Origin of the sequence: Streptomyces sp. NPDC020747, from assembly GCF_044334695.1 — a bacterium.
Classification (GTDB): Bacteria; Actinomycetota; Actinomycetes; order Streptomycetales; family Streptomycetaceae; genus Streptomyces.
Genome location: NZ_JBIRTJ010000005.1, coordinates 223,387 through 246,889 on the forward strand (window position 1 = coordinate 223,387; position 23,503 = coordinate 246,889).

The 23,503-nt window shown below is 69.7% G+C and carries 21 protein-coding genes and 2 tRNA genes; 10 read left to right on the forward strand and 13 right to left on the reverse strand.

What is annotated here, in order from left to right:
* Positions 1 to 62 precede the first annotated feature (62 nt).
* A complete protein-coding gene (locus ACH4YP_RS16185; protein ID WP_398490928.1) occupies positions 63 to 878 on the reverse strand; it encodes an ANTAR domain-containing protein in 816 nt (271 codons plus the stop codon).
* Between the two features lie 137 nt (positions 879 to 1,015).
* On the opposite strand from ACH4YP_RS16185, the gene ACH4YP_RS16190 reads away from it, so the two are divergent.
* A complete protein-coding gene (locus tag ACH4YP_RS16190; RefSeq protein WP_361055640.1) occupies positions 1,016 to 2,056 on the forward strand; it encodes a glycoside hydrolase family 6 protein in 1,041 nt (346 codons plus the stop codon).
* 105 nt (positions 2,057 to 2,161) lie between these two features.
* On the opposite strand, the gene ACH4YP_RS16195 is transcribed toward ACH4YP_RS16190, so the two are convergent.
* From ACH4YP_RS16195 to ACH4YP_RS16210, 4 genes are all read right to left on the reverse strand, one after another.
* Positions 2,162 to 4,099 carry a kelch motif-containing protein gene (locus tag ACH4YP_RS16195; protein WP_361055643.1) on the reverse strand — a complete coding sequence of 646 codons (1,938 nt, stop codon included), beginning with the start codon at positions 4,097 to 4,099 and terminating at the stop codon, positions 2,162 to 2,164.
* Between the two features lie 97 nt (positions 4,100 to 4,196).
* The gene (locus ACH4YP_RS16200) at positions 4,197 to 6,188 is read right to left on the reverse strand and encodes a glycosyltransferase family 2 protein (protein ID WP_361055646.1); all 1,992 of its coding nucleotides are present in this window, start codon (positions 6,186 to 6,188) and stop codon (positions 4,197 to 4,199) included.
* Between the two features lie 314 nt (positions 6,189 to 6,502).
* A complete protein-coding gene (locus ACH4YP_RS16205; protein WP_361055649.1) occupies positions 6,503 to 7,213 on the reverse strand; it encodes a FadR/GntR family transcriptional regulator in 711 nt (236 codons plus the stop codon).
* 96 nt (positions 7,214 to 7,309) lie between these two features.
* Positions 7,310 to 7,386 (reverse strand) — tRNA-Lys (locus ACH4YP_RS16210).
* A gap of 179 nt (positions 7,387 to 7,565) precedes the next feature.
* Here ACH4YP_RS16210 and ACH4YP_RS16215 point away from each other — a divergent pair.
* From ACH4YP_RS16215 to ACH4YP_RS16240, 6 genes are all read left to right on the forward strand, one after another.
* The gene (locus tag ACH4YP_RS16215; protein WP_398490929.1) at positions 7,566 to 8,945 is read left to right on the forward strand and encodes a peptidoglycan-binding protein; all 1,380 of its coding nucleotides are present in this window, start codon (positions 7,566 to 7,568) and stop codon (positions 8,943 to 8,945) included.
* 90 nt (positions 8,946 to 9,035) lie between these two features.
* Positions 9,036 to 10,223, forward strand: a complete 1,188-nt coding sequence (locus tag ACH4YP_RS16220) for an SPFH domain-containing protein (RefSeq protein ID WP_398490930.1) — start codon at positions 9,036 to 9,038, stop codon at positions 10,221 to 10,223.
* Positions 10,210 to 10,869 carry a nucleoside/nucleotide kinase family protein gene (locus tag ACH4YP_RS16225; protein ID WP_398490931.1) on the forward strand — a complete coding sequence of 220 codons (660 nt, stop codon included), beginning with the start codon at positions 10,210 to 10,212 and terminating at the stop codon, positions 10,867 to 10,869. Before ACH4YP_RS16220 ends, ACH4YP_RS16225 begins: the two co-directional genes overlap by 14 nt.
* 65 nt (positions 10,870 to 10,934) lie before the next feature.
* A complete protein-coding gene (locus ACH4YP_RS16230) occupies positions 10,935 to 11,537 on the forward strand; it encodes a lytic polysaccharide monooxygenase (RefSeq protein WP_398490932.1) in 603 nt (200 codons plus the stop codon).
* A 129-nt stretch (positions 11,538 to 11,666) separates the two neighbouring features.
* Positions 11,667 to 12,185 (forward strand): hypothetical protein, encoded by a 519-nt coding sequence (locus tag ACH4YP_RS16235; protein WP_398490933.1) that lies wholly within the window; start codon positions 11,667 to 11,669, stop codon positions 12,183 to 12,185.
* A gap of 73 nt (positions 12,186 to 12,258) precedes the next feature.
* The gene (locus ACH4YP_RS16240; protein WP_398490934.1) at positions 12,259 to 13,920 is read left to right on the forward strand and encodes a long-chain-fatty-acid--CoA ligase; all 1,662 of its coding nucleotides are present in this window, start codon (positions 12,259 to 12,261) and stop codon (positions 13,918 to 13,920) included.
* A 95-nt stretch (positions 13,921 to 14,015) separates the two neighbouring features.
* On the opposite strand, the gene ACH4YP_RS16245 is transcribed toward ACH4YP_RS16240, so the two are convergent.
* From ACH4YP_RS16245 to ehuB, 6 genes are all read right to left on the reverse strand, one after another.
* Positions 14,016 to 14,089, reverse strand: a tRNA-Lys gene (locus ACH4YP_RS16245).
* A gap of 87 nt (positions 14,090 to 14,176) precedes the next feature.
* Positions 14,177 to 14,932, reverse strand: a complete 756-nt coding sequence (locus ACH4YP_RS16250; protein ID WP_361055731.1) for an IclR family transcriptional regulator C-terminal domain-containing protein — start codon at positions 14,930 to 14,932, stop codon at positions 14,177 to 14,179.
* 375 nt (positions 14,933 to 15,307) lie between these two features.
* Positions 15,308 to 16,117: an ectoine/hydroxyectoine ABC transporter ATP-binding protein EhuA gene (gene ehuA, locus ACH4YP_RS16255; protein ID WP_361055734.1), complete on the reverse strand. Its 810-nt coding sequence runs from the start codon at positions 16,115 to 16,117 to the stop codon at positions 15,308 to 15,310.
* Between the two features lie 10 nt (positions 16,118 to 16,127).
* Complete coding sequence (ehuD, locus tag ACH4YP_RS16260) at positions 16,128 to 16,778, reverse strand: ectoine/hydroxyectoine ABC transporter permease subunit EhuD (protein WP_055615646.1); 651 nt, start codon at positions 16,776 to 16,778, stop codon at positions 16,128 to 16,130.
* Complete coding sequence (ehuC, locus tag ACH4YP_RS16265; RefSeq protein WP_398490935.1) at positions 16,778 to 17,503, reverse strand: ectoine/hydroxyectoine ABC transporter permease subunit EhuC; 726 nt, start codon at positions 17,501 to 17,503, stop codon at positions 16,778 to 16,780. The genes ehuD and ehuC overlap by 1 nt, the downstream gene beginning before the upstream one ends.
* The gene (gene ehuB / locus ACH4YP_RS16270; RefSeq protein WP_398490936.1) at positions 17,500 to 18,435 is read right to left on the reverse strand and encodes an ectoine/hydroxyectoine ABC transporter substrate-binding protein EhuB; all 936 of its coding nucleotides are present in this window, start codon (positions 18,433 to 18,435) and stop codon (positions 17,500 to 17,502) included. The genes ehuC and ehuB overlap by 4 nt, the downstream gene beginning before the upstream one ends.
* Before the next feature lie 95 nt (positions 18,436 to 18,530).
* On the opposite strand from ehuB, the gene ACH4YP_RS16275 reads away from it, so the two are divergent.
* Entirely contained in the window at positions 18,531 to 19,031 is a 501-nt protein-coding gene (locus ACH4YP_RS16275) for a DUF3830 family protein (protein ID WP_055615649.1), read from the forward strand.
* 98 nt (positions 19,032 to 19,129) lie between these two features.
* Here the strand turns inward: ACH4YP_RS16275 and ACH4YP_RS16280 are convergent, their stop codons facing one another.
* Entirely contained in the window at positions 19,130 to 20,530 is a 1,401-nt protein-coding gene (locus ACH4YP_RS16280; protein WP_398490937.1) for an amidase, read from the reverse strand.
* Between the two features lie 32 nt (positions 20,531 to 20,562).
* Positions 20,563 to 21,537 carry a D-2-hydroxyacid dehydrogenase gene (locus tag ACH4YP_RS16285; protein WP_398490938.1) on the reverse strand — a complete coding sequence of 325 codons (975 nt, stop codon included), beginning with the start codon at positions 21,535 to 21,537 and terminating at the stop codon, positions 20,563 to 20,565.
* A 315-nt stretch (positions 21,538 to 21,852) separates the two neighbouring features.
* On the opposite strand from ACH4YP_RS16285, the gene ACH4YP_RS16290 reads away from it, so the two are divergent.
* Together ACH4YP_RS16290 and ACH4YP_RS16295 are read left to right on the forward strand one after the other, a co-directional pair.
* Positions 21,853 to 22,659 carry an aspartate/glutamate racemase family protein gene (locus tag ACH4YP_RS16290; protein ID WP_398490939.1) on the forward strand — a complete coding sequence of 269 codons (807 nt, stop codon included), beginning with the start codon at positions 21,853 to 21,855 and terminating at the stop codon, positions 22,657 to 22,659.
* The gene (locus ACH4YP_RS16295; RefSeq protein WP_361055745.1) at positions 22,656 to 23,387 is read left to right on the forward strand and encodes a decarboxylase; all 732 of its coding nucleotides are present in this window, start codon (positions 22,656 to 22,658) and stop codon (positions 23,385 to 23,387) included. Before ACH4YP_RS16290 ends, ACH4YP_RS16295 begins: the two co-directional genes overlap by 4 nt.
* Positions 23,388 to 23,503 lie beyond the last annotated feature (116 nt).

Sequence of the window (23,503 nt, forward strand, 5' to 3'; positions counted from 1 at the left end):
CTCCGGCCTAGGGTCTGATTGACGCCAAGTCCCGGTCCGGTGGCACTGTGTTATCCGCGCAGCTAGTCGCGGGGTCTAGGCGGGTCCGGGCGCTCGCGGCCCAGTTCGGCGATGTCCTGCGAGCCGGTGATCACGGCCGTCGCGACCTCGTCGAGGGGCAGCCGGTGACTGCGTGCGAACTGGCGCAGCGCGACGAACGCCTCGTCCGTTCCGGTTCGCCGGCGCTCGGCGAGGATGCCCTTCGCCTGCTCGACGCGTACGCGGCTGGAGAGGGCCTCCTGCAACTGGCCCGCCAGCGTCCGGTACCGCGTGAACATGCGGTGGTTGGCGAGCCCGAGGGCGATCGCGTCGGCCAGGGTCTGCGCGAGGAGCAGCCCCGTCTCATCGGCCGGAGCCGGCGACGGCGACGGATGGGCCGGTTCCGGCACGAACACGTTGAGAGCGCCGAGCGCGGTCCCTTCCCGGCGCAGCGGCACCGCGAAGGTGGACCCGATGTCGTACCGCAGCGCCCGTTCCGTGAAGTCGGGCCAGCGGGAGGAGGCGTGGGCTGCGCGGATCGTGACCGGCGGGACGGGTTCTCCGCTGCCGTGGCTCTCCAGACAGGGCCCGCCGTGATGCTGGACCTCCAACAGGTCGAGCGCCAGCTCCTGTCGGCGGCCGCTCACGCCGAACGACACCGGCTCGCCGTCGTCGATCAGCATGATGCCGGCCGCCGAGGCGTCCAGGAGGGCCACGCAGTGGTCGGAGACCCGTCGCAGGTACGCCACCGTGTCGAAGTCCTCGGCGAGCGTGTCCGCGGCCTCCACGAGGGCGGCCCCCAGCTGGATCTCGCGGCTGTCACCGTGCATGTCCACGCCCTCTCCGGGATCGGCCCCCACTCCCGCTCCTCCGTCCGGCGACTACCCGCGGCGGGAGGCGGTGTAACAGGTAATGGACAAGGGTCGACTGCGCTCGTGGGCGGACCGACACCTATGTCAGGATTGGTACTTCGGACGGTCACCCGAGGGGGAGTTTGATGTACGGGAGCAGGGGGGCTGTGTCTCTTTTCGCGTCAGGTACGCGGGCCAGGACGTCTTTGGCGGTGGCTGGGGCAGTGCTGCTGCTCGCGGGGTGTTCTTCCTCGGACGGCGACGGCGACAAGGACAAGTCGGGCGCCAAGGTGAGCCAGCAGCCCAAGGACAAGGACCCGTTCTGGGTCAATCCCGACGGGAACGCCGCCGAGCAGGTGGCCACATATGCGAAGGACGGCAAGAAGGACGACGCCGAGCTGATCCGCAAGATCGCCGAGCAGCCCACCGGTGAGTGGCTCACTCCGGAGAACGCGGAGCAGGAGGCGCGCGGCTTCACCGAGGCCGCCGCGAAGGCCGACCGGGACGCGCTGCTCGTCGTCTACAACATCCCGCACCGAGACTGCGGCCAGTTCTCCGGCGGCGGCGCCGCGGACGGCAACGCGTACCGGGGCTTCATCGACCAGGTCGCCAACGGCATCGGCGACCGCGCGGCCACGGTGATCCTGGAGCCGGACGCCGTGCTGCACCTGGTCGACGGCTGCACTCCGGACGAGTTCCACGAGGAGCGTTACGACCTTCTGCGGGGCGCGGTCGAGAAGCTCAAGTCCCTGAAGAACACGAAGGTCTACCTGGACGCGGGCAACACGGGCTGGGGCAAGCCCGACGACATCGCCGAGCCGCTGAAACTGGCGGGCGTCGAGAAGGCCGACGGCTTCTCGGTCAACGTGTCCAACTTCTACAAGACCGCCGAAAGCACGAAGTACGGCAAGGAGCTGTCCTCGAAGGTCGGCGACAAACCGTTCGTGGTCGACACCAGTCGCAACGGCAACGGGCCGTACACGGAAGGCGATCCGGCGGAGAACTGGTGCAACCCGCCCGGCCGTGCGCTCGGGGAGTCGCCCACCACCCGGACCGACGACGACCTCGTCGACGCGTACGTGTGGGTCAAGCGGCCCGGCGAGTCCGACGGAACGTGCAAGGGCGGCCCGAAGGCCGGCCAGTGGTGGCCCGAGTACGCACTGAAGCTCGCGAAAGCGACCAAGTAAGCGATCAAGTAAGCGATCAATTGAGCGATCAGGCGACAGCCCGTACGTGACTGGGGGCGCCCTCCGTGAAGGAGGGCGCCCCCAGTCATGTGACTCTGCTCCGGGTCAGGGGATCTTGACCCACTGGGCCTTGCTCGGGGTGCCCTGGTCGTCGGTGACGAACAGCATGTACCAGCCGGACTCGACGAGGTTGCGGCTCTTGGGCACGGTGACCTCGATGCCGTCCTTCGTCTTCGTGAAGTCCAGCGCGATGGACCGCTGGTCGACGTCGGTGACGTGCGTCGACGCGCTCGGCCGGATCAGCCGGGCCGACTTGATCGACGAGGCGTGCTGCGAGGTGAACGTCCCGGAGCCGCCGCGCTCGATGGTCTTGGGACCGCCCGAGAGCGAGGGCCGCGAACCCTGGTACAGATACGGCGGCGTGTAGATCTCCACGCGCTGCTCGAACTTGCCCGGCTTGGTGTTGGCCTTGTCGGCGTAGAGCGAGTCCGAGCCGAAGAACATCACGCGGCCGTCGGGCAGCAGGATCGAGCCCGAGTGGTAGTTCCGGCCCACCAGCGGGTCGGCGACCCGCTTGAAGTCGTTGGACTTCGAGTCGTACATCCGCGCCTGGAGGATGTTGGAGGCGCCGCGGCCGCGGTAGTCCTCCGAGCCGCCGGACACCAGCACGTCGTCGTTGGGCAGGATCGAGTACTGCGGGTAGCGCGTACCCTTCTCCAGCTCGGGACCGTCGACGAACTTCGGGTCGTCGGCCAGCAGGTCGATGATGCGGGTCTTCTTGCTGGACCGCTCGGACTCGCCGACCCCGCCGCCGCCGATCACCATGTACTTCTCGTCCTGCGCGGGCGGCAGCAGCACCGTGCCCGCGGTCTCCAGGAGCTTCGGGTCGGACATGCCCTTGAGCTTGTCGAACTTGTTCGACTTCAGGTCCCAGATGCCCGGGTCACGGCCGACGTTGTCGGGGCCGTAACCGGCGTTCGCGCCCGAGTAGAACAGCTTGCCGTTCTGCATCAGGGAGATCGCCGGGTAGGTCGGGAACTGCCTGACGCCCTTGGTGTACGTCCACTTCTTGGTCTTCGGGTCGTACACCTCGTTCTTGCCCGGCACCAGCTGGCCGATCTCGTCCAGTCCGGAGAGGCTGAGGATCTTGCCGTCGGACAGGGTGGTGAGGGTCGGGTACCAGCGCGCCTCGTTCATCGGGTCGACCTTGATGTACTTCTCGGCGACCGGGTCGAACTCGTAGGCGTCCTTGATGCCCTGGAAGTCCTTCTTGTCCAGGGCGAGCTTCTCGGCGATGCCGTACGTGTTGCGCGCCTCGGCGCCCGACAGGCCCTGCACGCGGTAGTTGTCCTGCGTGCCCGTCTCGTACTTCTTGCCGCTCTTCTGCGCCTCGACGTAGATCCGGCCCAGGCCCGGTTCGTTGCGCAGGAACTTGCCGGTCGCCTTGTCGAAGACCTTCTTGGCCCGCTCGACGACGACCGGGTCCTTCGACACGAACGTCTTGCCGCCCTCCTTGCCCGTGAACCGGGTTCCGGCGGGCAGGGTGATCGGCTTGTCCGGGTTCTCGTTGTGGACGACCATCAGGCCGCCGGCCTTGGTGATGTCGCCCTTGAGCTTCTCGTACCGCTTGGTGCCGCCGGCGATCAGCAGGTTGCCGTTGGGCAGCTGCGTGTGGCCCGTGCAGAACAGGTCGGCCGGCGTCGGGACCTTCTTGATCGTCTTCTTGACCGGGTCCCAGACACGCGTGTCGAACTTCTTCGCGTCGAAGTTGTCCTGGTTGTTGCCCGAACCGGCGATCAGCAGGATCTTGCCGGTGTGCAGGAGCGCGGCGTGGATGGTGTTGAGCCGGTACTCCTCGGGGAACTCGACGATGTCCCACTTGCCGTTGTCGGCCTTGTACTCGGGCTTGTTGATCTTGTACTCGTGGTACTGATCCGTCCCGAAGCGGTAGAGCGCGGGTCCGTTCATCCCGGCCAGCGCAAGCACCACCGCCGCACCTATCGCGATGCGGCGGGCGCGGCGGCGGCTGGAACCGTCTTTCACTTCAAATCCCGTCTAACGTGTCTTGACTGCTGGTGTGCAAGGCTTTTCTGGCTGGGGTCCGGGAGCCCGGAGGCCGACGGCGGAGGCGCCGGCGGACTCAGCCCCCGGACTGATGCTGCCGTCCCCCGAGGGAGATCTGCACGGTCTGGTCGTTTCCCCCGCCCGCCGCCCAGCTCGGCTTCTGCTGGGGCGTGTGCGGTGCGGCCGGAGGCTGCTGTGAACCCTGTGGCTGGTGGGGAATGCGGCTGTCCTGCGGGGGCCCGGGCGGGTCCTGGGGACCGCCCTGCCGGTGCTTCCGCCCCTTCTTCTCCTGCCGCATCATCCAGCGCCAGGCGAACATCGGCGAGGCGGTGATGAGCAGCGCGAAGGTCGCCCAGATGATCATCGCCGGGTGGGCGTGACCGTAGACGAAGCCCGCGGCGATCGAACCGGCGAAGATCAGCATGAAGTACCAGTGGTACCGGAAGGTCCCGAACCAGGTGTCCGGGCTCGCGGAATCGCCCTTCGGGGTGACCACGAACTTGCTCTTGCGACGCAGGACCGAGTCGATCAGCGCCTTCGCGTAGAGCGGCGCCGACAGCGCGGACATGACCATGCCGGCCACACCGCCGGAACCCTCGGGCTCGTGCGGCGAGACGTTGTGGCGGCGGTTCCAGACGTAGAGACCGATCTGCAGCGCCGAGGCGTTGCCGTAGAGCATCAGCCAGATCGCCGGGTCGATGTTCACACCCGAGGCGCCCAGGCCCAGGAACAGCGCACAGCTCAGCGCCGCCAGGATCCAGTTGAGGGCCGACATCGGGTAGAAGATGATCATCATCGTGTAGTTGAAGAGCTTGCTCGGCGGAAGCGAGTACCAGCCCTTCCAGTACTGCTTGAGGATCGTCTCGTACGTCCCTCGCGACCAGCGCATCTGCTGGGTGAAGAAGTCCGTCCAGGCGTTCGGGCCCTCACCGACGGCCAGCACGTCCGGCGTGTAGACCGAGCGCCACTTCTTGCCCGTCGCCGGGTTCTTGGCGCGGTGGATCTCGAAGCCGGTCGCCATGTCCTCGGTGATCGAGTCGTACAGACCGCCGATCTGCTTCAGCGCCTTGATGCGTACGGCGTTGGACGTGCCGACGAACATCGGGGAGCCGTAGGCGTTGCCGGCCCGCTGGATCAGCGCGTGGAACAGGAACTGCTGCGACTCGGCGGCCTTGGTGATCGGGTTGTCGTAGTTGCCGTAGACCTGCGGGCCGATGACGAAGCCGACGTTCGGGTCGCGGAAGAAGCCGAGCATCCGCTCCAGGTAGTTCGGCAGCGGCACGTGGTCGGTGTCGACCGAGGCGAAGAAGTCGTAGTTGTCGCCGTGCGCGTCCAGCCAGGCGTTGTAGTTGCCGTGCTTGGTCTTGGCGCGGTGCGGGCCCTTGGGCATGTTCCACTTCGCGACTCCCTTGCGGGAGAAGTGGTGCACGCCGAGGCGCTCGCAGACCTCCCGGACCTCGGGGTCGTTGCCCTCGTCGAGCAGCCAGACGTGCATGAGGCCGCGGTGGCGGATCTTGACCGCGGCTTCGAGGGTCTTCGTCACCATCTCCAGCGGCTCCTTGCCGGGCACGAAGGAGGTGAGGAAGGCCACTCTCGTACCGGTCTCGGGCACCACCGGGATCGGGTCGCGGGCGACCAGTGTGGCGTGCGCGTTCGACAGCACGTTCATGCAGCGGAAGAGCTCGATCAGACCGATCGAGACCAGCATCACGATGTCGAGCGCGGGCAGGAAGTCGAAGGCCGGGTAGTCGCGTTCGGTCCAGTGCGCCGGCTGGAGCAGCCAGAAGAGCAGGACGAGCGAGAGCAGCGGCGCGGCGCCCAGCATCAGGGCAGCGCGCAGCCGGTGCGGCTCCTGCGAGAGCAGCGAGCGGTACTGCACCTTGTACGGCTGCGTCGGATCGGGCTGTGTGAGAGGCCCCGCAAGCCTGCTGTAGTGCTCGTAGTCGTATCTCGGCAGTGTCTTCTTGATTCTCCGGAAGCTGCCGGTCCGAGTCTGTGACGGCACCCTCAGTTGGGTGGTCTCGGACGGATCGGAGTTCTGCCGGGCGCCCGTCGGCGTCGACGTCATGAGTCTTCCCCCCACACGCGAACCATCGCGTGCTCGTTGTTCCGTTCGCCTGTGCATGTCCCCCTAGACATTCACAGGCGCATCAACAGCAGGCCCCCGCCACCACATCATCCACATACCCTATAGACACGGCGCACCGGCCTTCCGGTTGCATGATGCCCCCCTCGGCATCCGTTCATGAACGGGTTCCTATTCCCCGCCTTCGCACGCAACCGGTTCCAAGCCCCCAACTGCCCTGTAACCGCAGCCTCTTGTCGCCCAGGGTTCTACGCCGTTCACCATGATCGCAAGACGCGAAACATGGTGTTTACCGGTCATACGCGCTCATTGGGGTGTCTGATGGTCTCGTTCGGTGCGGTTGCGGTCAAGCGCGTACGGATGTTGCCGAAGTGTTCCCTTATCGCGTCCTCCGCCCTGGTGGCGTCGCCGGAGCGCACCGCGTCGAGGATCTCCCGGTGCTGCCGGCAGGTGACCTTCGGGTCCTGCGGCAGCCCCACGAGATCCGTGCGTACGCGGTGGAAGGCGTCCCAGAACGCCTCCAGGAGCTCGCTCAGCAGCAGGTTGCCCAGACCGCGGTAGAGAGTGGCGTGAAAGGCGCGGTCGGTGTCCGCGAGACCGGTACCGGCGGCCGCCTCGGCGTCCATCCGGTCCACCAGGGCGTCCAGCTCGGCGAGATCGTCCGCCGGGACCCGGCCCGCGAGCCGGACGATCAGCCCGGTCTCCACGGCCTCGCGCAGCTGCAGGAGCTGGAGGAGGCTGTCCTCGCCCCGGTAGTGCCCGGCGACCGTACGGAAGGCGAGGCCCTCGATCATCGGGGCCATGGACATCGGCCCGACGTACGTGCCGAAACCGTGCCGGATCTCGACGATGCCCATCGCCTGGAGTGCCTTCAGCGCCTCGCGCACGGAATTGCGGCTGGCGCCGAGCAGCTCCATGAGCTCGGGCTCGGTCGGAAGTACGGCGCCCGAGGGCAGCCGGCGGTCAATGATGAGCTTCTTGATCCGCTCCTGGAGATCGCGCGCCATGGCCAGAGGGTAGCGGGCCGAAAGGGTTCGGCCATACGTGATGGAGTTTCGGCCGCATGCGAAGAGGCTCCCCGCGATGACGGGGAGCCTCTTTCGTGGTGCGCCGCCAGGGACTCGAACCCCGGACCCGCTGATTAAGAGTCAGCTGCTCTAACCAACTGAGCTAGCGGCGCGTGCTGCTCCGCAGACTCTACCTGGTGTCGGGGGGTGCCCCGGCCCGGGCCCCTCCCGAACCGCCGGAGGCGGCCCGTACATCATTTGGACCGTCAACATGCGACACCCGGTGACAGTTGAGAAACTGACGGACGTGCAGAAGCGCGGACTTTTCCACCAGCACTGTGAGGGGAATCGCATGGCGGCTCCGGTATTCGAGGAATTCGATCCCGAGAGCGACTGTGACTGCCCCGGATGTACTCACTGGCGGCTTGTGCTGCCACATTCCGCGGCCACCGGATTCGGCGGCCACCCGGCGGCCCACCGAGCGCTCGTCCTGGCCGCCGCGGCCGGCACGGCGCTCGGCGCGGGCCACGTCGTACCGGCCGTCGCGGCCGCCGCGCACGCCCCGCGGCTGCCCGGCGCCCCGGTGGCCGACGAACCCGACACACCGCAGGGCGGCAAGACCCCGCTCCACGGCCCCGGGGGCGTTCCGGCCAAGGTCAAGGCACCCCCGACGACCCGGTCCGAGATCATCAACCGGGCCAAGGAGTGGGTCGCCGCCGAGGTGCCCTACAGCATGAGCGCGTACTGGTCCGACGGGTACCGCCAGGACTGCTCGGGCTTCGTCTCGATGGCCTGGAACCTCGGCGGGAACGAATGGACGGGCAGCCTCGACAAGTTCGGCGTCCGGATTTCCCGGGAGCAGCTGGAGCCCGGCGACATTCTCCTGTTCCACAATCCGGCGGACCCCGAGAAGGGGTCGCACGTCGTGATTTTCGGGGGCTGGACGGATTACACGCAGGACTATTACATCGCGTACGAGGAGGCCCGCCCGCGCGCCCGCAAGCAGGCCACCCCGTACGCCTACTGGAAGTATTCGGACCGCTATCTGGCGTACCGCTACAAGGGGCTGAAAGGGGGAACCGAGGCGGAGGGTCCGGCTTCGCCGGCCGACCCGAAGACTCCGGCCGCTCCGGCCACCCCCGTCACCTCTCCGGGGACGAATCCGACGACGGTTCCCTACCCGGGCGCTGCGGCCTTCGGGCCCGGGGTGAGCAACGCCAATGTCACCCGGCTGGGGCGGATGCTGGTCGAGCGGGGCGCGAGCGCGTACTACTCGGCGGGGCCCGGGCCGAGCTGGTCGGAGGCGGACCGCAGGGCCACCCAGGCTTTCCAGCGGGCGCAGGGCTGGACGGGGGCGGACGCGGACGGGTTCCCGGGGCCGGCGACCTGGGCGTATCTGGTGAGTGACAAGGGACGGGACATCGTCGCCCCGAGCGGCGGCAGTTCCGGCAAGCCCGGGCGGCCCCCGGCCGGAGGTGTCGCCTCGCACGGCGTCCCCGGCTATCCCGGGCGGGCGCTGTTCCGGCCGGGCGCCAGCAACGAGTACGTCACCCGGCTCGGGAAGCAGCTGGTGAAGAAGGGGTTCGGCAAGCACTACACGCAGGGGCCGGGACCGCGCTGGGGCGAGGGCGACCGGCGCAACGTCGAGGCGTTCCAGCGTGCGCAGGGGTGGCGCGGCGGTGCGGCCGACGGCTACCCGGGTCCGGAGACCTGGCGCCGGCTCTTCTCCTGAGCGGCCGGACCGTTCGGACGGCTCCTGACGGCACTTCTCATGACAGCTCTCGCATGACAGTTCTTCCTGGCGCGGAGGCACGGAGGCACTATGAGTACGACGACTGAACAGTCCCCGGAGTTCGAGGGGACCCCGGAGGCGGGCGGTCGGGATTCGGGCGGTCGGGACACGGGTGGCCGCGGGGCGCGGCTCATCCACAACGAGGCGACCACCGAGATCCCGGTCCACCTGCTGTTCCGTGACGAGCCCGAGCCGGTGTCCGTACCGCTCGCGCCCGCCGTCGTGAGTCGGCGGCGCGGCACCGGCGAGCAGCCGAGGGTCACCCGGCGGACGTCCGCCCCGGTGCGGCCGCGGCCGGTGGTGGAGGTCGACCCCGACCTGGTGGAGCGGCCCGCGGGCGTACTGCCGGGGATGGCCGGGGTACTGGCCGGTGCCGCCGGCGCGGCCGGCTGCGTCCTCGCGTCGTGGTGGGCTGGTGTGCTGCCGCCGCTCGCCGTGGACGCGCTGGGGCTGCCGGTGCGGATGAGCGCCGGGCTCGGCGGACCGCAGTGGGCGGCGCTCGCCGGGGCCGGGGCGCTCACCCTGTTCGGCTTCGGCGGGCTGGCCCGCGGCCGTACCGGACGCGCCTGGGTGCTCGGCCTCTTCGGCCGCTACCGGGGCACGGTCCGGCGCACCGGGCTCATGTGGGTGAACCCACTGGTGCTGCGCCGCCGGATCGACGTACGCCTGCGGCACTGGCGCAGCGACCCGATGCCGGCGGTCGACGCGAACGGGGTCGCGCTCAGGGTCGTCGTGCTCGTCGTCTGGCGGGTGCGGGACACCGCGCGCGCCGCGCTCGGCGTCGAGGACCACCAGCGGTATCTGCGCGAGTGCGTGGAGGCGGCGCTCGCCCGGGTGCTCGCGCAGCTGCCGGCCGACGTCGCGCCCAACTCGCCGAGGGCCGCCGACTCCGCGACCCTGCGCAACACCGAGGCCGTCGGCGACTCGCTGACCCGCATCGTGGCCGCGGACGCGGCGGCGGCCGGCCTCCAGGTGTTCTCGGCGCAGCCGCTGCGTGTCGAGTACGCCCCCGAGGTCGCCGCCGTGATGCAGCGGCGCCGGATCGCGGCACTCGACGCCCAGCACCGCGACAAGGTCCTCACCTCGGTCGTCGACTCCGTCGAGGACACGGTGACCCGGCTGACCGTGCGCGGGCTCGTCGAACTCGACGACTACGAGCGCAAGGCTCTGGTGAAGGATCTGACGGTGGCGTTCTATACGGGACATGGAGATCGCTGACCACCCCACCCTCGCCGGGCTCGCCTCGGACGCCTGGAGTCTGACCGACGGAACACCGCGCGCCGTGCTGGGCCTCGCAGGACCGCCCGGCGCCGGCAAGTCGACCCTCGCCCGCGCCCTCGTCGCGCACCTGGGGGAGGGGGCCGCCTATCTGCCGCTCGACGGCTTCCATCTCTCCAACGCCCAGTTGGAACGCCTCGGCCTGACCGCCCGCAAGGGCTCCGAGCCGAGCTTCGACGTGTGGGGGTACGTCGATCTGCTGCGCCGGGTCCTCGACGAGACCGGCCGCGACATCTACGTACCGGACTACGACCGCACGCTCGACGAGCCGGTCGCCGCACGGCATGTGGTGCCCCCGGCGGCCCGGCTGATCGTCACGGAGGGGAACTACCTCGCCTGCGACCTGCCGGGATGGCGGGAGGCGTACGTGTTCATGGGGGAGTGCTGGTACGTCGAGGTGCCCGGGGATGTGCGTCAGGTGAGGCTGGTGGAGCGGCAGTTGGCGGGTGGGAGGGACGAGGCCCGGGCCCGGGCCTGGGTCGCCACCAACGACGACCCGAACGGCGAACTCGTGGAGAAGTCCCGGGACCGCTGCCAGCGAATCCTGTCCACGATTGGTATGGACATGTTCAACAATCAGCAATAATCTGGGACTTGGTCTAGACCTGCAAAGCTCACGGAAGTTCCCCCACGTTCTCCAGGAGCGGCAGCATGCGGAAAAAGACGAAGTTGTACGCCGCCGCGGTCGGCCTAGCCACCGCGGGAGCGTTCGTGCTCTCCAGCGGTGGCGCCACCGGCCACGGCTACACCGATCTCCCCATCAGCCGGCAGAAGCTCTGCCAGAACGGCTCCGTGCCCAACTGCGGTGACATCCAGTGGGAGCCCCAGAGCGTCGAGGGGCCCAAGGGGTTCCCGGCCGCCGGGCCCGCGGACGGGCAGATCTGCTCCGCGAACCACGGCAACTTCGGCGCGCTCGACAAGGCGGCGACGCCCTCGGGCGGTGCCTGGCCGACGACCAGGGTCAACGGCGGGCAGAGCTACACTTTCCGCTGGCAGTTCACGGCCCGGCACTCCACGACCGACTTCAAGTACTACGTCACCAAGAACGGCTGGAACCAGAACGCTCCGCTGACCCGGTCCGCGCTGGTCACCGCCCCGTTCCTGACCGTCCCCTACAGCGGCCAGCCGCCGGCGACGCTCTCGCACAGCGGCACCCTGCCGACCGGCAAGAGCGGTCACCACGTCATCCTCGCGGTGTGGACGATCGCGGACACGGGGAACGCGTTCTACGCCTGCTCGGACGTCACGTTCTGAGCGCCCGCCACCCGTTCGGCGCGTAACTCTGAGCATCTCTTGAGGCTCTTGCCCACCCCCCACGGGTAGGTTCCACGCACGTCGACATGACCATGACGGCGTGCGTGGAGCTGTACCGAGTGTCGGGGGATGTCGATGGACGTCATGTTCTATGCGGTGCCGGGCCTGATCATGGCCGTGGCCGTCTTCGTGGCGGCCAGGGTGATCCGCCGCTCACTGGAGCTCAGGCGGGCCTGGAACAGCGGGCTGACCGCGGAGGCGCGCTGCCTGCGTACGTACACGAAGACCAGCGGCGGCAGCGGCGACTCCTCCGTGCACACGACGCTGCACCACGTGTACGAGTTCACGGCCCGGGACGGGCGCACCATCCGTTTCGAGGAGGAGGGCGGGCCGGGCACGACGGTCGAGGGCGACATCGTCGTCGTGCACTACGCCGAGGGCGAGATGGTGAAGGCCACGGCCCAGGCGCCGGGCCACGTCAGGAACACGGCCTCCACCGCCGGCATCCTGGTGTTCCTCGCCGTGGTCGTGGTGTTCTGCGCCGGCTTCATGGTCACGTACACCGAGGCCTTCGGCGACGACTCCTCCGTCTCCCAGGTGGACGAGCCTCCGTCGATCAACGACAGGCCGTACAACGAGGTGCCGTGACCACCCTCCGGTACCTGACCCTTCCGCGCCTGGGCCTCCACATCTGACGCTCCGTCAATTATGGTGCGCCTCCATGGGATCCAGGAGCGTGGGGACCGGCGCGCGGACCGTCGCGGAGCTCGTGCGGGACCGGTGGGGCGACCACCGGCCGGGGCTGTGGTTCGAGGAGCGGACCCTGACCCACCACCAGGTGGCCGCGGGCGCGGCGGCGCGGGCCGCACTGCTGGGGGACCTGCTGCCGCCCGGCGCGGAACCACACGTGGGGGTGCTGCTCGACAACACCCCCGAATACCCCCTGTGGTTGAGCGCGGCGGCCCTGGCGGGCGCGGCCGTCGCCGGGATCAACCCCACCCGCCGCGGCCCCGAACTCGCCCGCGACATCCTGCACACCGAGTGCCGCGTCCTGGTCACCGAGCGGGCCCACCTCCCCCTCCTCGACGGACTCGAACTCCCGGGAGTACGGCTGCTGGTGACCGACACCGAGGCGTACGAGCAACTGCTCGCGCCGTACGCGGACGCGCGCCCCGAGCCGGCGCGGGCCATCCCGCAGAGCCGCCTCCTCCTGTACTTCACCTCCGGCTCGACCGGGGCGCCCAAGGCGGCGATCTGCTCGCAGGGGCGGCTCGCGGCGGCCGGGCGGTCGCTCGTCGACCACTTCGGGGTGCGCGCGGACGACGTGCACTACATCTGCATGCCGATGTTCCACGGCAACGCGGTCATCGCGGACTGGGCGCCCGCCCTCGCGGCCGGCGCGGGCGTCGCCCTGCGGCGCCGGTTCTCGGCCTCGGGCTTCCTGACGGACGTACGGGCGTACGGGGCCACGTACTTCACCTACGTGGGACGGGCCGTGCAGTACATCCTGGCCACCCCCGCCCGTGCCGACGACCGGGACAACCCGCTGCGCACCGGCTTCGGGACGGAGGCGGGTGCGGTGGACGCGGCCGCCTTCGAGGCGCGGTTCGGGGTGCGGCTGGTGGAGGGGTACGGGTCCTCCGAGGGCGGGGCGGCCATCCAGCGGACGCCCGGCACGCCGAAGGGGGCGATCGGGCGGGCCGCCCCCGGCGACGACCTCGCGGTGGTCGACCCGGCGAGCCGGACGGAGTGCCCCGCGGCGGTCTTCGGAGCCGACGGCAGGCTGCTCAACGGGCGCGAGTCGATAGGGGAGTTGGTGAACCGCGGGCCCAACCCCTTCGAGGGCTACTGGCGCAACGAGGCGGCGGAGGCGGCCCGGCAGAGGGACGGCTGGTACTGGACCGGGGACCTCTTCTACCGGGACTCCGACGGGTTCCTGTACTTCGCGGGGCGCACGGACGACCGGCTCCGCGTCGACAGCGAGAACCTGGCCGCCGCGGTGATCGAGAACATCCTCGCCCGTTACGAGGACGCCGACGCGGTGGCCGTCTACGCCGTGCCCGACCCGGTGGCGGGCGACCAGGTGATGGCCACCGTGGCCGGCTCCTTCGACCCCCTCGCCTTCGAGGCCTTCCTGCGCGCCCAGCCGGACCTGGGCACCAAGATGGCCCCCCGCTTCGTACGGATCGTCGACCGCATGCCGGTCACCGCCACCAACAAGATCCACCGGGTCGGTCTGCGGCGGGAGGGCTTCCGGTGCGCGGATCCGGTGTGGTGGCGTCCGCCGGGGGAGTCCGGGTACCGGCGGCTGGACGCGGCGGACCTGGCGGAGCTGATGGCGCGGTACCGGGCGCGGGGGCGCGAGGAACTGCTGGTGAGGTAGGGCAGGACCCGGCCGGTTGCAGCCCTGCGATGCCGAGGGGTGACGCCGAGGCGGTAACGCAGAAGGCCCCCGCTCTCGCGGAGGCCTTCGTCTTGTGCGCCGCCAGGGACTCGAACCCCGGACCCGCTGATTAAGAGTCAGCTGCTCTAACCAACTGAGCTAGCGGCGCATGACTCTCGCCAACCGCTTTTCGCGGCTGGCGACAGGAAAAATAATACCTGGTCCGTGAGGGTGCTCCGGACCGCGCCGCCTGCGATCAGATCGCGAGCGAGAGCAGTACCGGCGCCGCGCCCCGGTTCAGGGTGGCCGCCGCCTCGCGCAGGCGGTGGGCGTGGGACACCGGGAGGGAGAGGGCGAGGCAGCCCACGGCGGAGCCGGCCGTGATGGGGACCGCCGCGCACACCGTGCCGACCGCGTACTCCTGGAGGTCGAGCACGGGCACGGTGGGTGCCTGGGCGTCGAGTCCGGACAGGAACGCGCGCTCGTTCGTGATGGTGCGCGAGGTGAGGCGGGCCATCCGGTGGCGGGAGAGGTGGTCGCGCCGGCCGTTGAGGTCGAGCTGGCCGAGAAGGCTCTTGCCGATCGCGCTGGCGTGGGCCGCGGAGCGGAAGTCCACCCATTCGTTGACCGCCGGGGTGCTCGGGCTGTCGGCCCACTGGGAGACGTGGATCTCGCCGTCCACGTACCGGCTCATGTAGACGGCGGCGCCGACCGAGTCGCGCAGCCGGTCGAGGTTCCGCTGGAGCTGGGCGCGCAGGGCCTCGTCCCGGCCGTGCGCGGAACCGAGCCTGCCGAGCGCCGCCCCGGTGACGTACGCCCCGTCGGCGATCTGCTCGACGTACCCCTCGCGGCGCAGCAGCCGCAGGAGCGGGGTGAGGCGCTCCGCGCCGAGGCCGGTGCGGCTGGCGAGTTCGGTGTCCGTGACACCGGTGGTGTGCCGCGCCGCCACGGTCTCCAGGACGCGCAGGGCGTCCTGGGCCGAGTGGTACGGCACGGTCGGCTCGACCTTCACGACAGCTCACCTCGCAGTGACGCTCCGGGTGCCGGCAGAAGTTCTTTCCGCCGGGGGTCCGGCCCGCGGCGGAGCCGCTGTCGGGTGCCGCGCCCCCCGGGACAATGCGGCAGCGCCACGGTCGGGTCCCCCTGCGCTCTTCGGCCCGGCTTTCACTTCAACGCAGCCCGGACGGCCGGGCCCCCTCCACGATAGCCGTCAAGAGGCTTACGGGGAGGGGGTGTTGGCGAGATTGGTGGCGCGTTCCAGTCCCCTCAACAGCGGGGCATCCTTCTGGCATATGCCAAAGTCATGCCCCATCGGCGCGGCCTCGGAACCCTGCCGTCCTTCACTTCCTGAAGACCGGCGGTGACGCTCCCGAAGGACCGCGGCGGACTACAGCACCGCGCCGAGGAATTCCCGCGTCCGCTCGTGCTCCGGGTCGCCGAAGATCTTCTCCGGCGGACCGGACTCCAGGACGCGCCCCGAGTCGAACATCAGCACCTGGTCGGAGATGTCCCGGGCGAAGTTCATCTCGTGGGTCACGCAGAGCATCGTGATGTCGGTGGTGCGGGCGATGTCCCTGAGCACGTCGAGGACGCCCGCGACCAGCTCGGGGTCGAGCGCGGAGGTCACCTCGTCGAGGAGCAGGACCTGCGGCCGCATCGCCAGGGCGCGCGCGATCGCGACCCGCTGCTGCTGGCCGCCGGAGAGCTGGCTCGGGTACTTGTCGACGTGCTCGGTCAGCCCGACCAGTTCGAGCAGCTCCCGGCCCCGCTCCTCGGCCGCGTCCTTGGACAGGCCGAGCACGGTGACCGGCGCCTCCGTGATGTTGCGCAGCACCTTCATGTTGGGGAAGAGGTTGAACTGCTGGAAGACCATCCCGATGTTCTTGCGGACCTCGCGGATGTGCTTCTCGCCGGCCGGAACCAGCTTGCCGTTCTTCTCCTCGTGGGTGAGGTAGTCGCCGTTGACCTTGATCGTGCCCTCGTCGGGCCTGGCCAGGGTCATCAGCAGCCGCAGGATCGTCGTCTTGCCGGAGCCGGACGGGCCGATCAGCGTGACGTGCTTGCCGGAGGCGACCGAGAAGTCCAGCTCGTCGAGGACCACGTTGTCCCCGAAGCGCTTGGTGACCTTGTCGAAGCGGATCAGCTCGCTGCCGTCCGTCGCCGGGTTGGCGTCGGAGTTGGCGTCGGGCTCTTTCATCAAAGGGGTGTCAGCGGACAAGACGTCGCTCCAGGGCTCGCATGAGGAGGGAAGCGGGATAGGAAATGAGGATGAAGGCCACGCCGATGACCGTCAGCGGCTCGGTGAACTGGAAGTTCTGCTGCGAGAACAGCCGCGCCTCGCCGAGCATGTCGAGGACGGTGATCGCCATCAGCAACGGCGTGTCCTTGAGCATCGAGATGACGTAGTTGCCCAGCGCGGGCACCACCCGGCGGATCGCCTGCGGCAGGATCACCGCGGTCCACGTCCGGGTCATGGGCAGGTTCAGTGCCGTGGCCGCTTCCCACTGGCCGGCCGGCACGCCCTCGATACCGGCCCGGTAGACCTGCATCGTGTACGTCGAGTAGTGCAGCCCGATCGCGACGACACCGGTGGTCATCGCGGAGAACGTGATGTTCCACTCGGGCAGCACGTAGAAGAGGAAGAACAGCTGCACCAGCAGCGGGGTGTTCCGGATGAACTCCGTGACGACCCCCACCGGCCAGCGCACCCAGCGGCTCGGCGTGCGCATCAGCAGCGCCCACACCAGTCCGAGGGCGAAGGAGATCAGCGAGCCGAGCACCAGGGCCTGCAGGGTGACCAGCAGTCCGTCCCAGAAGTGCGGCATGAAGTCGCCGACGGCACTCCAGTCCCATTTCATCAGCGACCCCCTGCCGCTTCGGCACCGACGGCCGTGGTCTCCGGGCGGGGCGCGGGAAGTTTCCCGCCGCCCTCGGGCACTCTGCCGAGCCCGGCCTTCAGCTTCTTCTCCAGACCGCGCATGATCCGCGTGAGCAGGAAGGCGATCACGAAGTAGATCAGCAGGATGTACGTGTAGATCTCCGCGCTCTCCTGCAGCGCGAGCCGCACCAGGTTGCCGCTGAACGCCAGGTCGCCCATGCCCATCACGGACACCAGGGCGGTGCCCTTGAGCAGCTCGATCAGCAGGTTGGAGAAGGGCGGGATCATCTCCGGCACCGCCTGCGGAAGCAGGATCAGCCGTAGCCGCTGCCACGGCGAGAAGCTGAGCGCGATCCCGCCCTCACGCTGCGCCGGGTCGACGGAGTTCAGGGCGCCGCGCACGATCTCGGAGCCGTACGCCCCGTAGGTGAGACCCAGTGCGAGGGTGCCCGCCCACATGGGGACCAGCTGCCAGCCGAAGGCCGGCGGCAGCACGAAGAACACCCAGAAGATCATGATCAGCGCGGAGGTGCCGCGGAACACCTCGGTGTAGAAGCCCGCGAGGAAGCGGACTATCCACAGCCGGTGGGTGCGCGCGATGCCCACCACGAAGGAGACGGCCGCGGCCAGCAGTGCGCTGAACACCAGCAGCTGGACCGTGACCCAGATCCCCTTCAGTACGAGTTCCCAGAGTCCCGATGTCATCCGCCGCACAACTCCTTCGCGGTCATATCGGTCATCTCGTTCTTGGTGAAACCGAAGGGCTGGAGGATCCGGAACAGCTCACCGCTCTCCTTCAGCTTCCTGAGCTCCACGTTGAAGGCGTCCCGCAGGCCGGTCTCCGTCGGACGGAACGCGAAACCACCGCCGTCGACGTGCGGCTTGCCGTCCACGAGGGGCGCGAACGGCTTGGTCGACTCCGTCTTTCGGGACTTCTTGACGACCTCGCGGGTGGTCAGCGCCGTACCCGCGAAGACGTCGACACGGCCCGCCTCGACGGCGTTCAGACCAGCGACCTGGTCCGGGACGATCAGGATGTCGCTCTCCTTGTACCCGGCGTCGACCGCGTACTGGATCTCCGCGTAGCCGGTTCCGGTCGCGAACTTCGCCTTCGACTCCACGACGTCCTTGTAGTCGTGCAGGTTCTTCGGATTGCCCTTGCGCACGATGAACGCGTCGAGCATCTGGTAGTCGGGGTCGGAGAAGATCACCTGCTCGCAGCGCTCGGCGTTGATGTACATGCCGGCGGCCACGACGTCGAACTGCTGGGAGCTCAGACCGGGAATGAGCGAGCCGAACTCCGTGGGCACGGGCTGGACGCTGTCCACCCCCAGCCGTTTGAAGATGACCCGCGCGAGTTCCGGTGCCTCGCCGGTCAGCTTGCCGTTCTTGTCGATGTAGCCGAAAGGGATCTCGCCGGCGATGCCGAGGCGTACGACGCCCTGGGCCTTCAGGCGGTCCAGGAGATCACCGCCGTCCTTGCCGGACGCCGTGGCCACGCGGCTGCATCCGGCCGCGCCGAGCGCACCGAACGCCGCGACGCCGGCCAGCAGTGACCGGCGGCTCGCGCTGTGTCTGTCGCGGTTCTTCTCTTCCGCGGAAGCTTCCTTCGCGTCGTTCCCAAGTGGTGGAGCCATGGGCGCGCGGCTACCCGGGACGATGCGAGTTATGCGGATCTGTTCGCGCCCCGTTTGCGGAGGGCCCTCTTGACCCGGGGTGGACCATGGAAATCATGACCGACCGCTACATCGACGTGTCCCTGTCCAAGCGCGGAGTCCACTGCACTGCCAAGCTCCTCGACGACCGTGCGCCGATCACCTGCGAGGCGGTGTGGAACGCACTGCCGCTGAGCAGTGACGTGTATCACGCGAAGTACGCCCGCAACGAGATCTACGCCCTGTTCCCGGCGTTCGCACCGGCCGAGCCGCCGCTGGAGAACCCGACCGTCACGCCCATTCCGGGCGACCTCTGCTATTTCTCCTTCTCCGGTACGCAGCTGGGTACGCAGGCGTACGGATACGGGGGTGCCTCCGGCGTCCAGGCCGGTACGCCGGTGATCGACCTCGCCCTGTTCTACGAGCGCAACAATCTGCTGCTCAACGGGGATGTGGGGTGGGTGCCCGGGATTGTGTGGGGGCAGGTGGTGGAGGGGCTCGACGCGATGGCGGAGGCGTGCAACGACCTCTGGCGTGCGGGAGCGCTGGGGGAGACGCTGAGCTTCTCCCGGGCGTAGCGGCTGCACGGCTGCGGGCCGGTGAGGCCCGATTGCGCAGTTCCCCGCGCCCCTTTCAGGGGCGCGGGGAACTGCGCAATCTTTTGCTTTTAGGGGCGCTAACGCGAGGGTGGGGCGATCCCCGCGACCCCCGCCTCGTACAACGCGTGCGCCGTCCGCAGGACCAGCGCGTCCTGGTGGCGCGCGCCCACGATCTGAAGGCCGACCGGGAGGCCGGCCCCGTCCGTGCCCACCGGGACCGTCGCCGCGGGCTGCTGCGTCATGTTGAACGGGTACGTGAACGGCGTCCACCCCGTCCACCGCCGGTGGCCCGAGCCGCGGGGGACCTCCGCGCCCGCCTCGAAGGCGGTGATCGGGATCGTCGGAGTGACCAGGACGTCGTACTTCTCGTGGAAGAGGCCCATCCGCCGGCCGAGTTCCATCCGTACGTCCACCGCCGCGAGGTAGTCGAGCGCGCTGGACCGGGCCCCCGCCTCGCAGATCTCCCGCAGCCCCGGGTCCAGCAGTTTCCGCTGGTCGGGGCCGAGCCGTTGGGTGACGCGCGCCGCGCCGCCGAACCAGAGCGTGTGGAACGCCTCGACGGGATCCGTGAAGTCGGGGTCGGCCTCCTCGACGTACGCCCCGAGGGACGCGAGCCCCTCCACGCCGCGCCGCACCGCCGCGGCGACCCCGGGCTGCACGGCGACCTGGCCGCCGAGGGAGGGCGAGTACGCGACGCGCAGTCCCCGCACACCGCCGGCCAGTCCGTCCACGAAGGAGCCGTTCACCGGGCCGAGCTGCGACCAGTCGCGTGGGTCCGGGCCGCTGATGACGTCCATCATCAGGGCCGCGTCCGCCGCGTCCCGTGTCATCGGCCCGACGTGCGCCAGCGTGCCGAACGCGCTCGCGGGATACAGCGGCACCCTCCCGTACGTCGCCTTCAGTGCGAAGATCCCGCAGAAGGCGCCGGGGATACGGACGCTGCCGCCCCCGTCCGTGCCCAGCGCCAGCGGGCCCGCGCCCAGCGCCACGGCCGCCGCGCCGCCGCCGCTGGACCCGCCCGAGGTGCGCGAGAGGTCGTACGGGTTCCGCGTCACGCCCGCCTGGGGTGAGTCCGTGACGCCCTTCCAGCCGAACTCGGGTGTCGTGGTCCGGCCGACGAACACGGCACCGTGCTCACGCAGCCGGGCGACGGAGGGCGCGTCCTCGTCCCAGCGCCCCTCCGGGGAGATCGTCTTGGACCCCTTCAGGGTCGGCCCGCCGCGCATCAGCAGGATGTCCTTCACCGAGACCGGCACCCCGTCGACCAGCCCGGCCGGCTCGCCGCGGCGCCACCGCTCGGCCGACTCCCGGGCCTGCGCGAGGGCCTCGTCCCCCTCGACGCGTACGAACGCGTTCACCGCGGGCTGGACCTCCTCGGCCCTGCGCAGCGCGGCCCGCACCACGTCCACGGGGCTGAATTCGCCCTTGCGGTATCCCTCGACGAGTCGTACAGCGGTCAGCTCGGTGAGCTCGGTCATCCGCCCCTCCAACGTGCCTCAGTGGACGTGCTTCAGTGGCCAGGTACGTATCCACGCTGCTTGTCGACGACGTTCGGCAGCGGCTCTCCCGTCTCCCAGAGCTCGTACAACTCCACGAACTGCGCACCGAGTTCGTCCCGCCAGCCCACCGTGTCCCCGCTCATGTGCGGCGACACGATGAGGCCCGGGGCCTCCCACAGCGGGCTGTCGGGGCCCAGCGGTTCGTGCTCGAAGACGTCGAGCGCCGCCCCCGCGATCCAGCGGCTCGCGAGAGCCTCGGCCAGCGCTTCCTCGATCACAAGCTGCCCGCGTCCGACGTTCACGAAGCGTGCCGACGGCTGCATCAGTCCAAAACGCCGCGCGTCGAACATCCCGTACGTGTCCTCGGTGAGGGGCGCCGCGGACACCACCCAGTCGGCGCGGGCGATCAGCCGGTCGAGCTCCTCCGGGCCGTGCACCCCCTCGCGCTGTGTGCGCCCCACGAGCGCCGTCGTGATGCCCAGGGCCTTCAGCGTCCGCTCGATCGCGCGCCCGATCGGCCCGGAACCGACCACGCACGCGCGCGTGCCGGCGATCCGCTGCGACTCGCGGTGCCGCCACTCCCGGGTCCGCTGCAGGTCCCAGGTGCGGGGCAGATCCTTGGCCATGGCGAGGACGAGCGCGGCCACGTACTCCGCGATCGGCTGGTCGAAGACGCCGCGCGCGTTGGTCACCAGCGTGTCGGACACGGCGAGTTCGGGGCACATCAGGTGGTCCACGCCCGCGCTCGCCGTGTGCACCCAGCGCGGTCGCGGGCCCTCGCCCGGCCAGGCCCGGCGCACGGCGTGCGAGGCGAAGTCCCAGACCAGCAGGACGTCGGCGGTGGGCAGGAGCGCGGCCAGCGACGACTCGTCGGCGTGCTCGACCCGCACCCGGCCGGTCAGCCGGCCGAGCCGGGGCGGCGGGTCGGTGTCGAGCACCAGGAGGGTGGTCTTTTCGGCCAGGTTCGGGGGCGTGGCAGAGGTCATCGGGGGGAAACCATTTCGCAACGAGGGTCCGCTTCTCTGGTGTCTGGACGCTGGACGCCGGGCTCTGAAGTGCTTGCGGGACATCGGCCGAACCGTCTGGGACCGGCCGTCGGGCCGGGGGCGCACAGCCGTCTCAGATGCGCGGATTGACCACGCTCGCACCGGAACCTACCTTCGTCAACAAGGGCTAGTTTCCGTGGGAATCCCGGAGTCCCGTCCGTTCCCCTGTCCCGACGTCCCGGCATGCGCCGGCTTGTGTCCCCCCGGCCCCCGGGCCGGTCACCACCGCTCGTTCGACCTGAGTTGGGGCTGCTCATGGACGTCTCCTTCCTTGGTGGACCACACCCTCAAAGGGGTGTCGGCGTCGTCGCTCCCTTCGATTTCGCTCTCGACCGTGAACTGTGGCGCTGGGTCCCCGACGAGGTCTCACTCCACCTCACCCGTACCCCGTTCGTGCCCGTGGAGGTCAGTCTCGACCTGGCCCGACTGGTCAGCGAGCACGAGACACTCGGCGACGCGGTGCGCGCGCTGAACGCCGTCGGGCCGGAGATCATCGCGTACGCCTGTACGTCCGGCAGCTTCGTCGGCGGCATCCCGGGCGAGCGCGCGATGTGCGAGGCCATGACCCGGGCCGGCGAGATCCCCTCCGTGACCACGTCCGGCGCCCTCCTGGAGGCACTGGAGGAGCTGGGCGCACGCCGGATCGCGCTCGTCACGCCGTACACCGTCTCCGTGACCCAGTCCCTGGAGGAGTACCTCGCCGAGGCGGGCATCACGGTCACCGGCCGCGCCTACATGGGCCTGACCAGGCACATCTGGAAGGTCCCGTACCGCAGCGTGGTCGACATGGCGCGCGACGCGGTACGCGGCCATGCGGACGCCCTCTTCATCAGCTGTACGAATCTCCCGACGTACGACGTCATCCCGCAGCTGGAGGCAGAGCTGCGCATCCCGGTGATCTCGGCCAACCAGGTGACGATGTGGGCCGCGCTGCGTCACCTGGGTACCCGGGCGGTAGGGCCGTATCAGGCGCTGATCGACGAGTCGGCGCGAGTGCGGCCCGTACCGCCCGTGCTACCGGCGGAACCAGCGCTACCGGAAGAACAGGAAGGTTGGGCATGACGGCTCTCGGATTCCTCTACCCGGGCCACTCGGCCGAGGACGACTACCCGCGCATCGAGCAGCTCCTCGGCAGCGACATCCGCCTCCAGGTCGTCCACACCGACATCGGTGAGGACGCCCATCGCGTGGACGCGCTGCTGGAGATGGGCTCGGCGGCCCGCCTCGCCGCCGGGATCGAGGACCTGCGCCTGGCCGGTGCCGAGGCGGTGGTCTGGGCCTGCACGAGCGGCAGTTTCGTCTACGGCTGGGAGGGCGCCCACGATCAGGTCCGCACGCTCGCCACGACGGCGGGGCTGCCGGCCTCGTCGACGTCCTTCGCCTTCGCCCACGCCGTACGGGAGCTGGGCGCGAAGCGGGTCGCGATCGCGGCGACGTACCCCGACGACGTGGCCGTTCTCTTCGGGAACTTCCTGACGGACGCGGGTCTGGACGTCCTCGGCGTGCGCAGTTCCGGAATTATCACGGCGGCCGAGGTGGGCACCTGGGGCGAGTCCGAGGTGCTGGCCCTCGCCCGCGCGGGCGACCACCCGGAGGCGGAGGTAGTCCTCCTCCCCGACACGGCCCTCCACACGGCCTCCCACATCCCGGCCCTGGAGAAGGAACTCGGCAAGCCGGTCCTCACCGCCAACCAGGTCACGGTCTGGGAGGCCCTACGCCTCACAGACCGCCGCGTGAACGCCCCCGAACTAGGGGCGCTCTTCACGAGGGAGCCGATCGTGCAGGCGTGAGGGGGTTGGCGGGGCCGGGTTTTCTTCGCCCCCGCCGCCCCTTCCCGTCCCGTCCCTGGGGGCTGCCGCCCCCAGACCCCCGCTATCGCGCTGACGCGCTCGTCCTCAAACGCCGG

Bases quoted from the DNA above. Each gene is read 5' to 3' on its own strand.
- ACH4YP_RS16295 (WP_361055745.1), top strand. From the start codon at position 22,656: ATGACGGCTCTCGGATTCCTCTACCCGGGCCACTCGGCCGAGGACGAC.
- ACH4YP_RS16240 (WP_398490934.1), top strand. From the start codon at position 12,259: ATGGGATCCAGGAGCGTGGGGACCGGCGCGCGGACCGTCGCGGAGCTC.
- ACH4YP_RS16290 (WP_398490939.1), top strand. From the start codon at position 21,853: ATGGACGTCTCCTTCCTTGGTGGACCACACCCTCAAAGGGGTGTCGGC.
- ACH4YP_RS16220 (WP_398490930.1), top strand. From the start codon at position 9,036: ATGAGTACGACGACTGAACAGTCCCCGGAGTTCGAGGGGACCCCGGAG.
- ehuB (WP_398490936.1), bottom strand. From the start codon at position 18,435: ATGGCTCCACCACTTGGGAACGACGCGAAGGAAGCTTCCGCGGAAGAG.
- ehuC (WP_398490935.1), bottom strand. From the start codon at position 17,503: ATGACATCGGGACTCTGGGAACTCGTACTGAAGGGGATCTGGGTCACG.
- ACH4YP_RS16225 (WP_398490931.1), top strand. From the start codon at position 10,210: ATGGAGATCGCTGACCACCCCACCCTCGCCGGGCTCGCCTCGGACGCC.
- ehuD (WP_055615646.1), bottom strand. From the start codon at position 16,778: ATGAAATGGGACTGGAGTGCCGTCGGCGACTTCATGCCGCACTTCTGG.
- ehuA (WP_361055734.1), bottom strand. From the start codon at position 16,117: ATGAAAGAGCCCGACGCCAACTCCGACGCCAACCCGGCGACGGACGGC.
- ACH4YP_RS16200 (WP_361055646.1), bottom strand. From the start codon at position 6,188: ATGACGTCGACGCCGACGGGCGCCCGGCAGAACTCCGATCCGTCCGAG.
- ACH4YP_RS16215 (WP_398490929.1), top strand. From the start codon at position 7,566: ATGGCGGCTCCGGTATTCGAGGAATTCGATCCCGAGAGCGACTGTGAC.
- ACH4YP_RS16205 (WP_361055649.1), bottom strand. From the start codon at position 7,213: ATGGCGCGCGATCTCCAGGAGCGGATCAAGAAGCTCATCATTGACCGC.
- ACH4YP_RS16230 (WP_398490932.1), top strand. From the start codon at position 10,935: ATGCGGAAAAAGACGAAGTTGTACGCCGCCGCGGTCGGCCTAGCCACC.
- ACH4YP_RS16280 (WP_398490937.1), bottom strand. From the start codon at position 20,530: ATGACCGAGCTCACCGAGCTGACCGCTGTACGACTCGTCGAGGGATAC.
- ACH4YP_RS16285 (WP_398490938.1), bottom strand. From the start codon at position 21,537: ATGACCTCTGCCACGCCCCCGAACCTGGCCGAAAAGACCACCCTCCTG.
- ACH4YP_RS16275 (WP_055615649.1), top strand. From the start codon at position 18,531: ATGACCGACCGCTACATCGACGTGTCCCTGTCCAAGCGCGGAGTCCAC.
- ACH4YP_RS16235 (WP_398490933.1), top strand. From the start codon at position 11,667: ATGTCGATGGACGTCATGTTCTATGCGGTGCCGGGCCTGATCATGGCC.
- ACH4YP_RS16190 (WP_361055640.1), top strand. From the start codon at position 1,016: ATGTACGGGAGCAGGGGGGCTGTGTCTCTTTTCGCGTCAGGTACGCGG.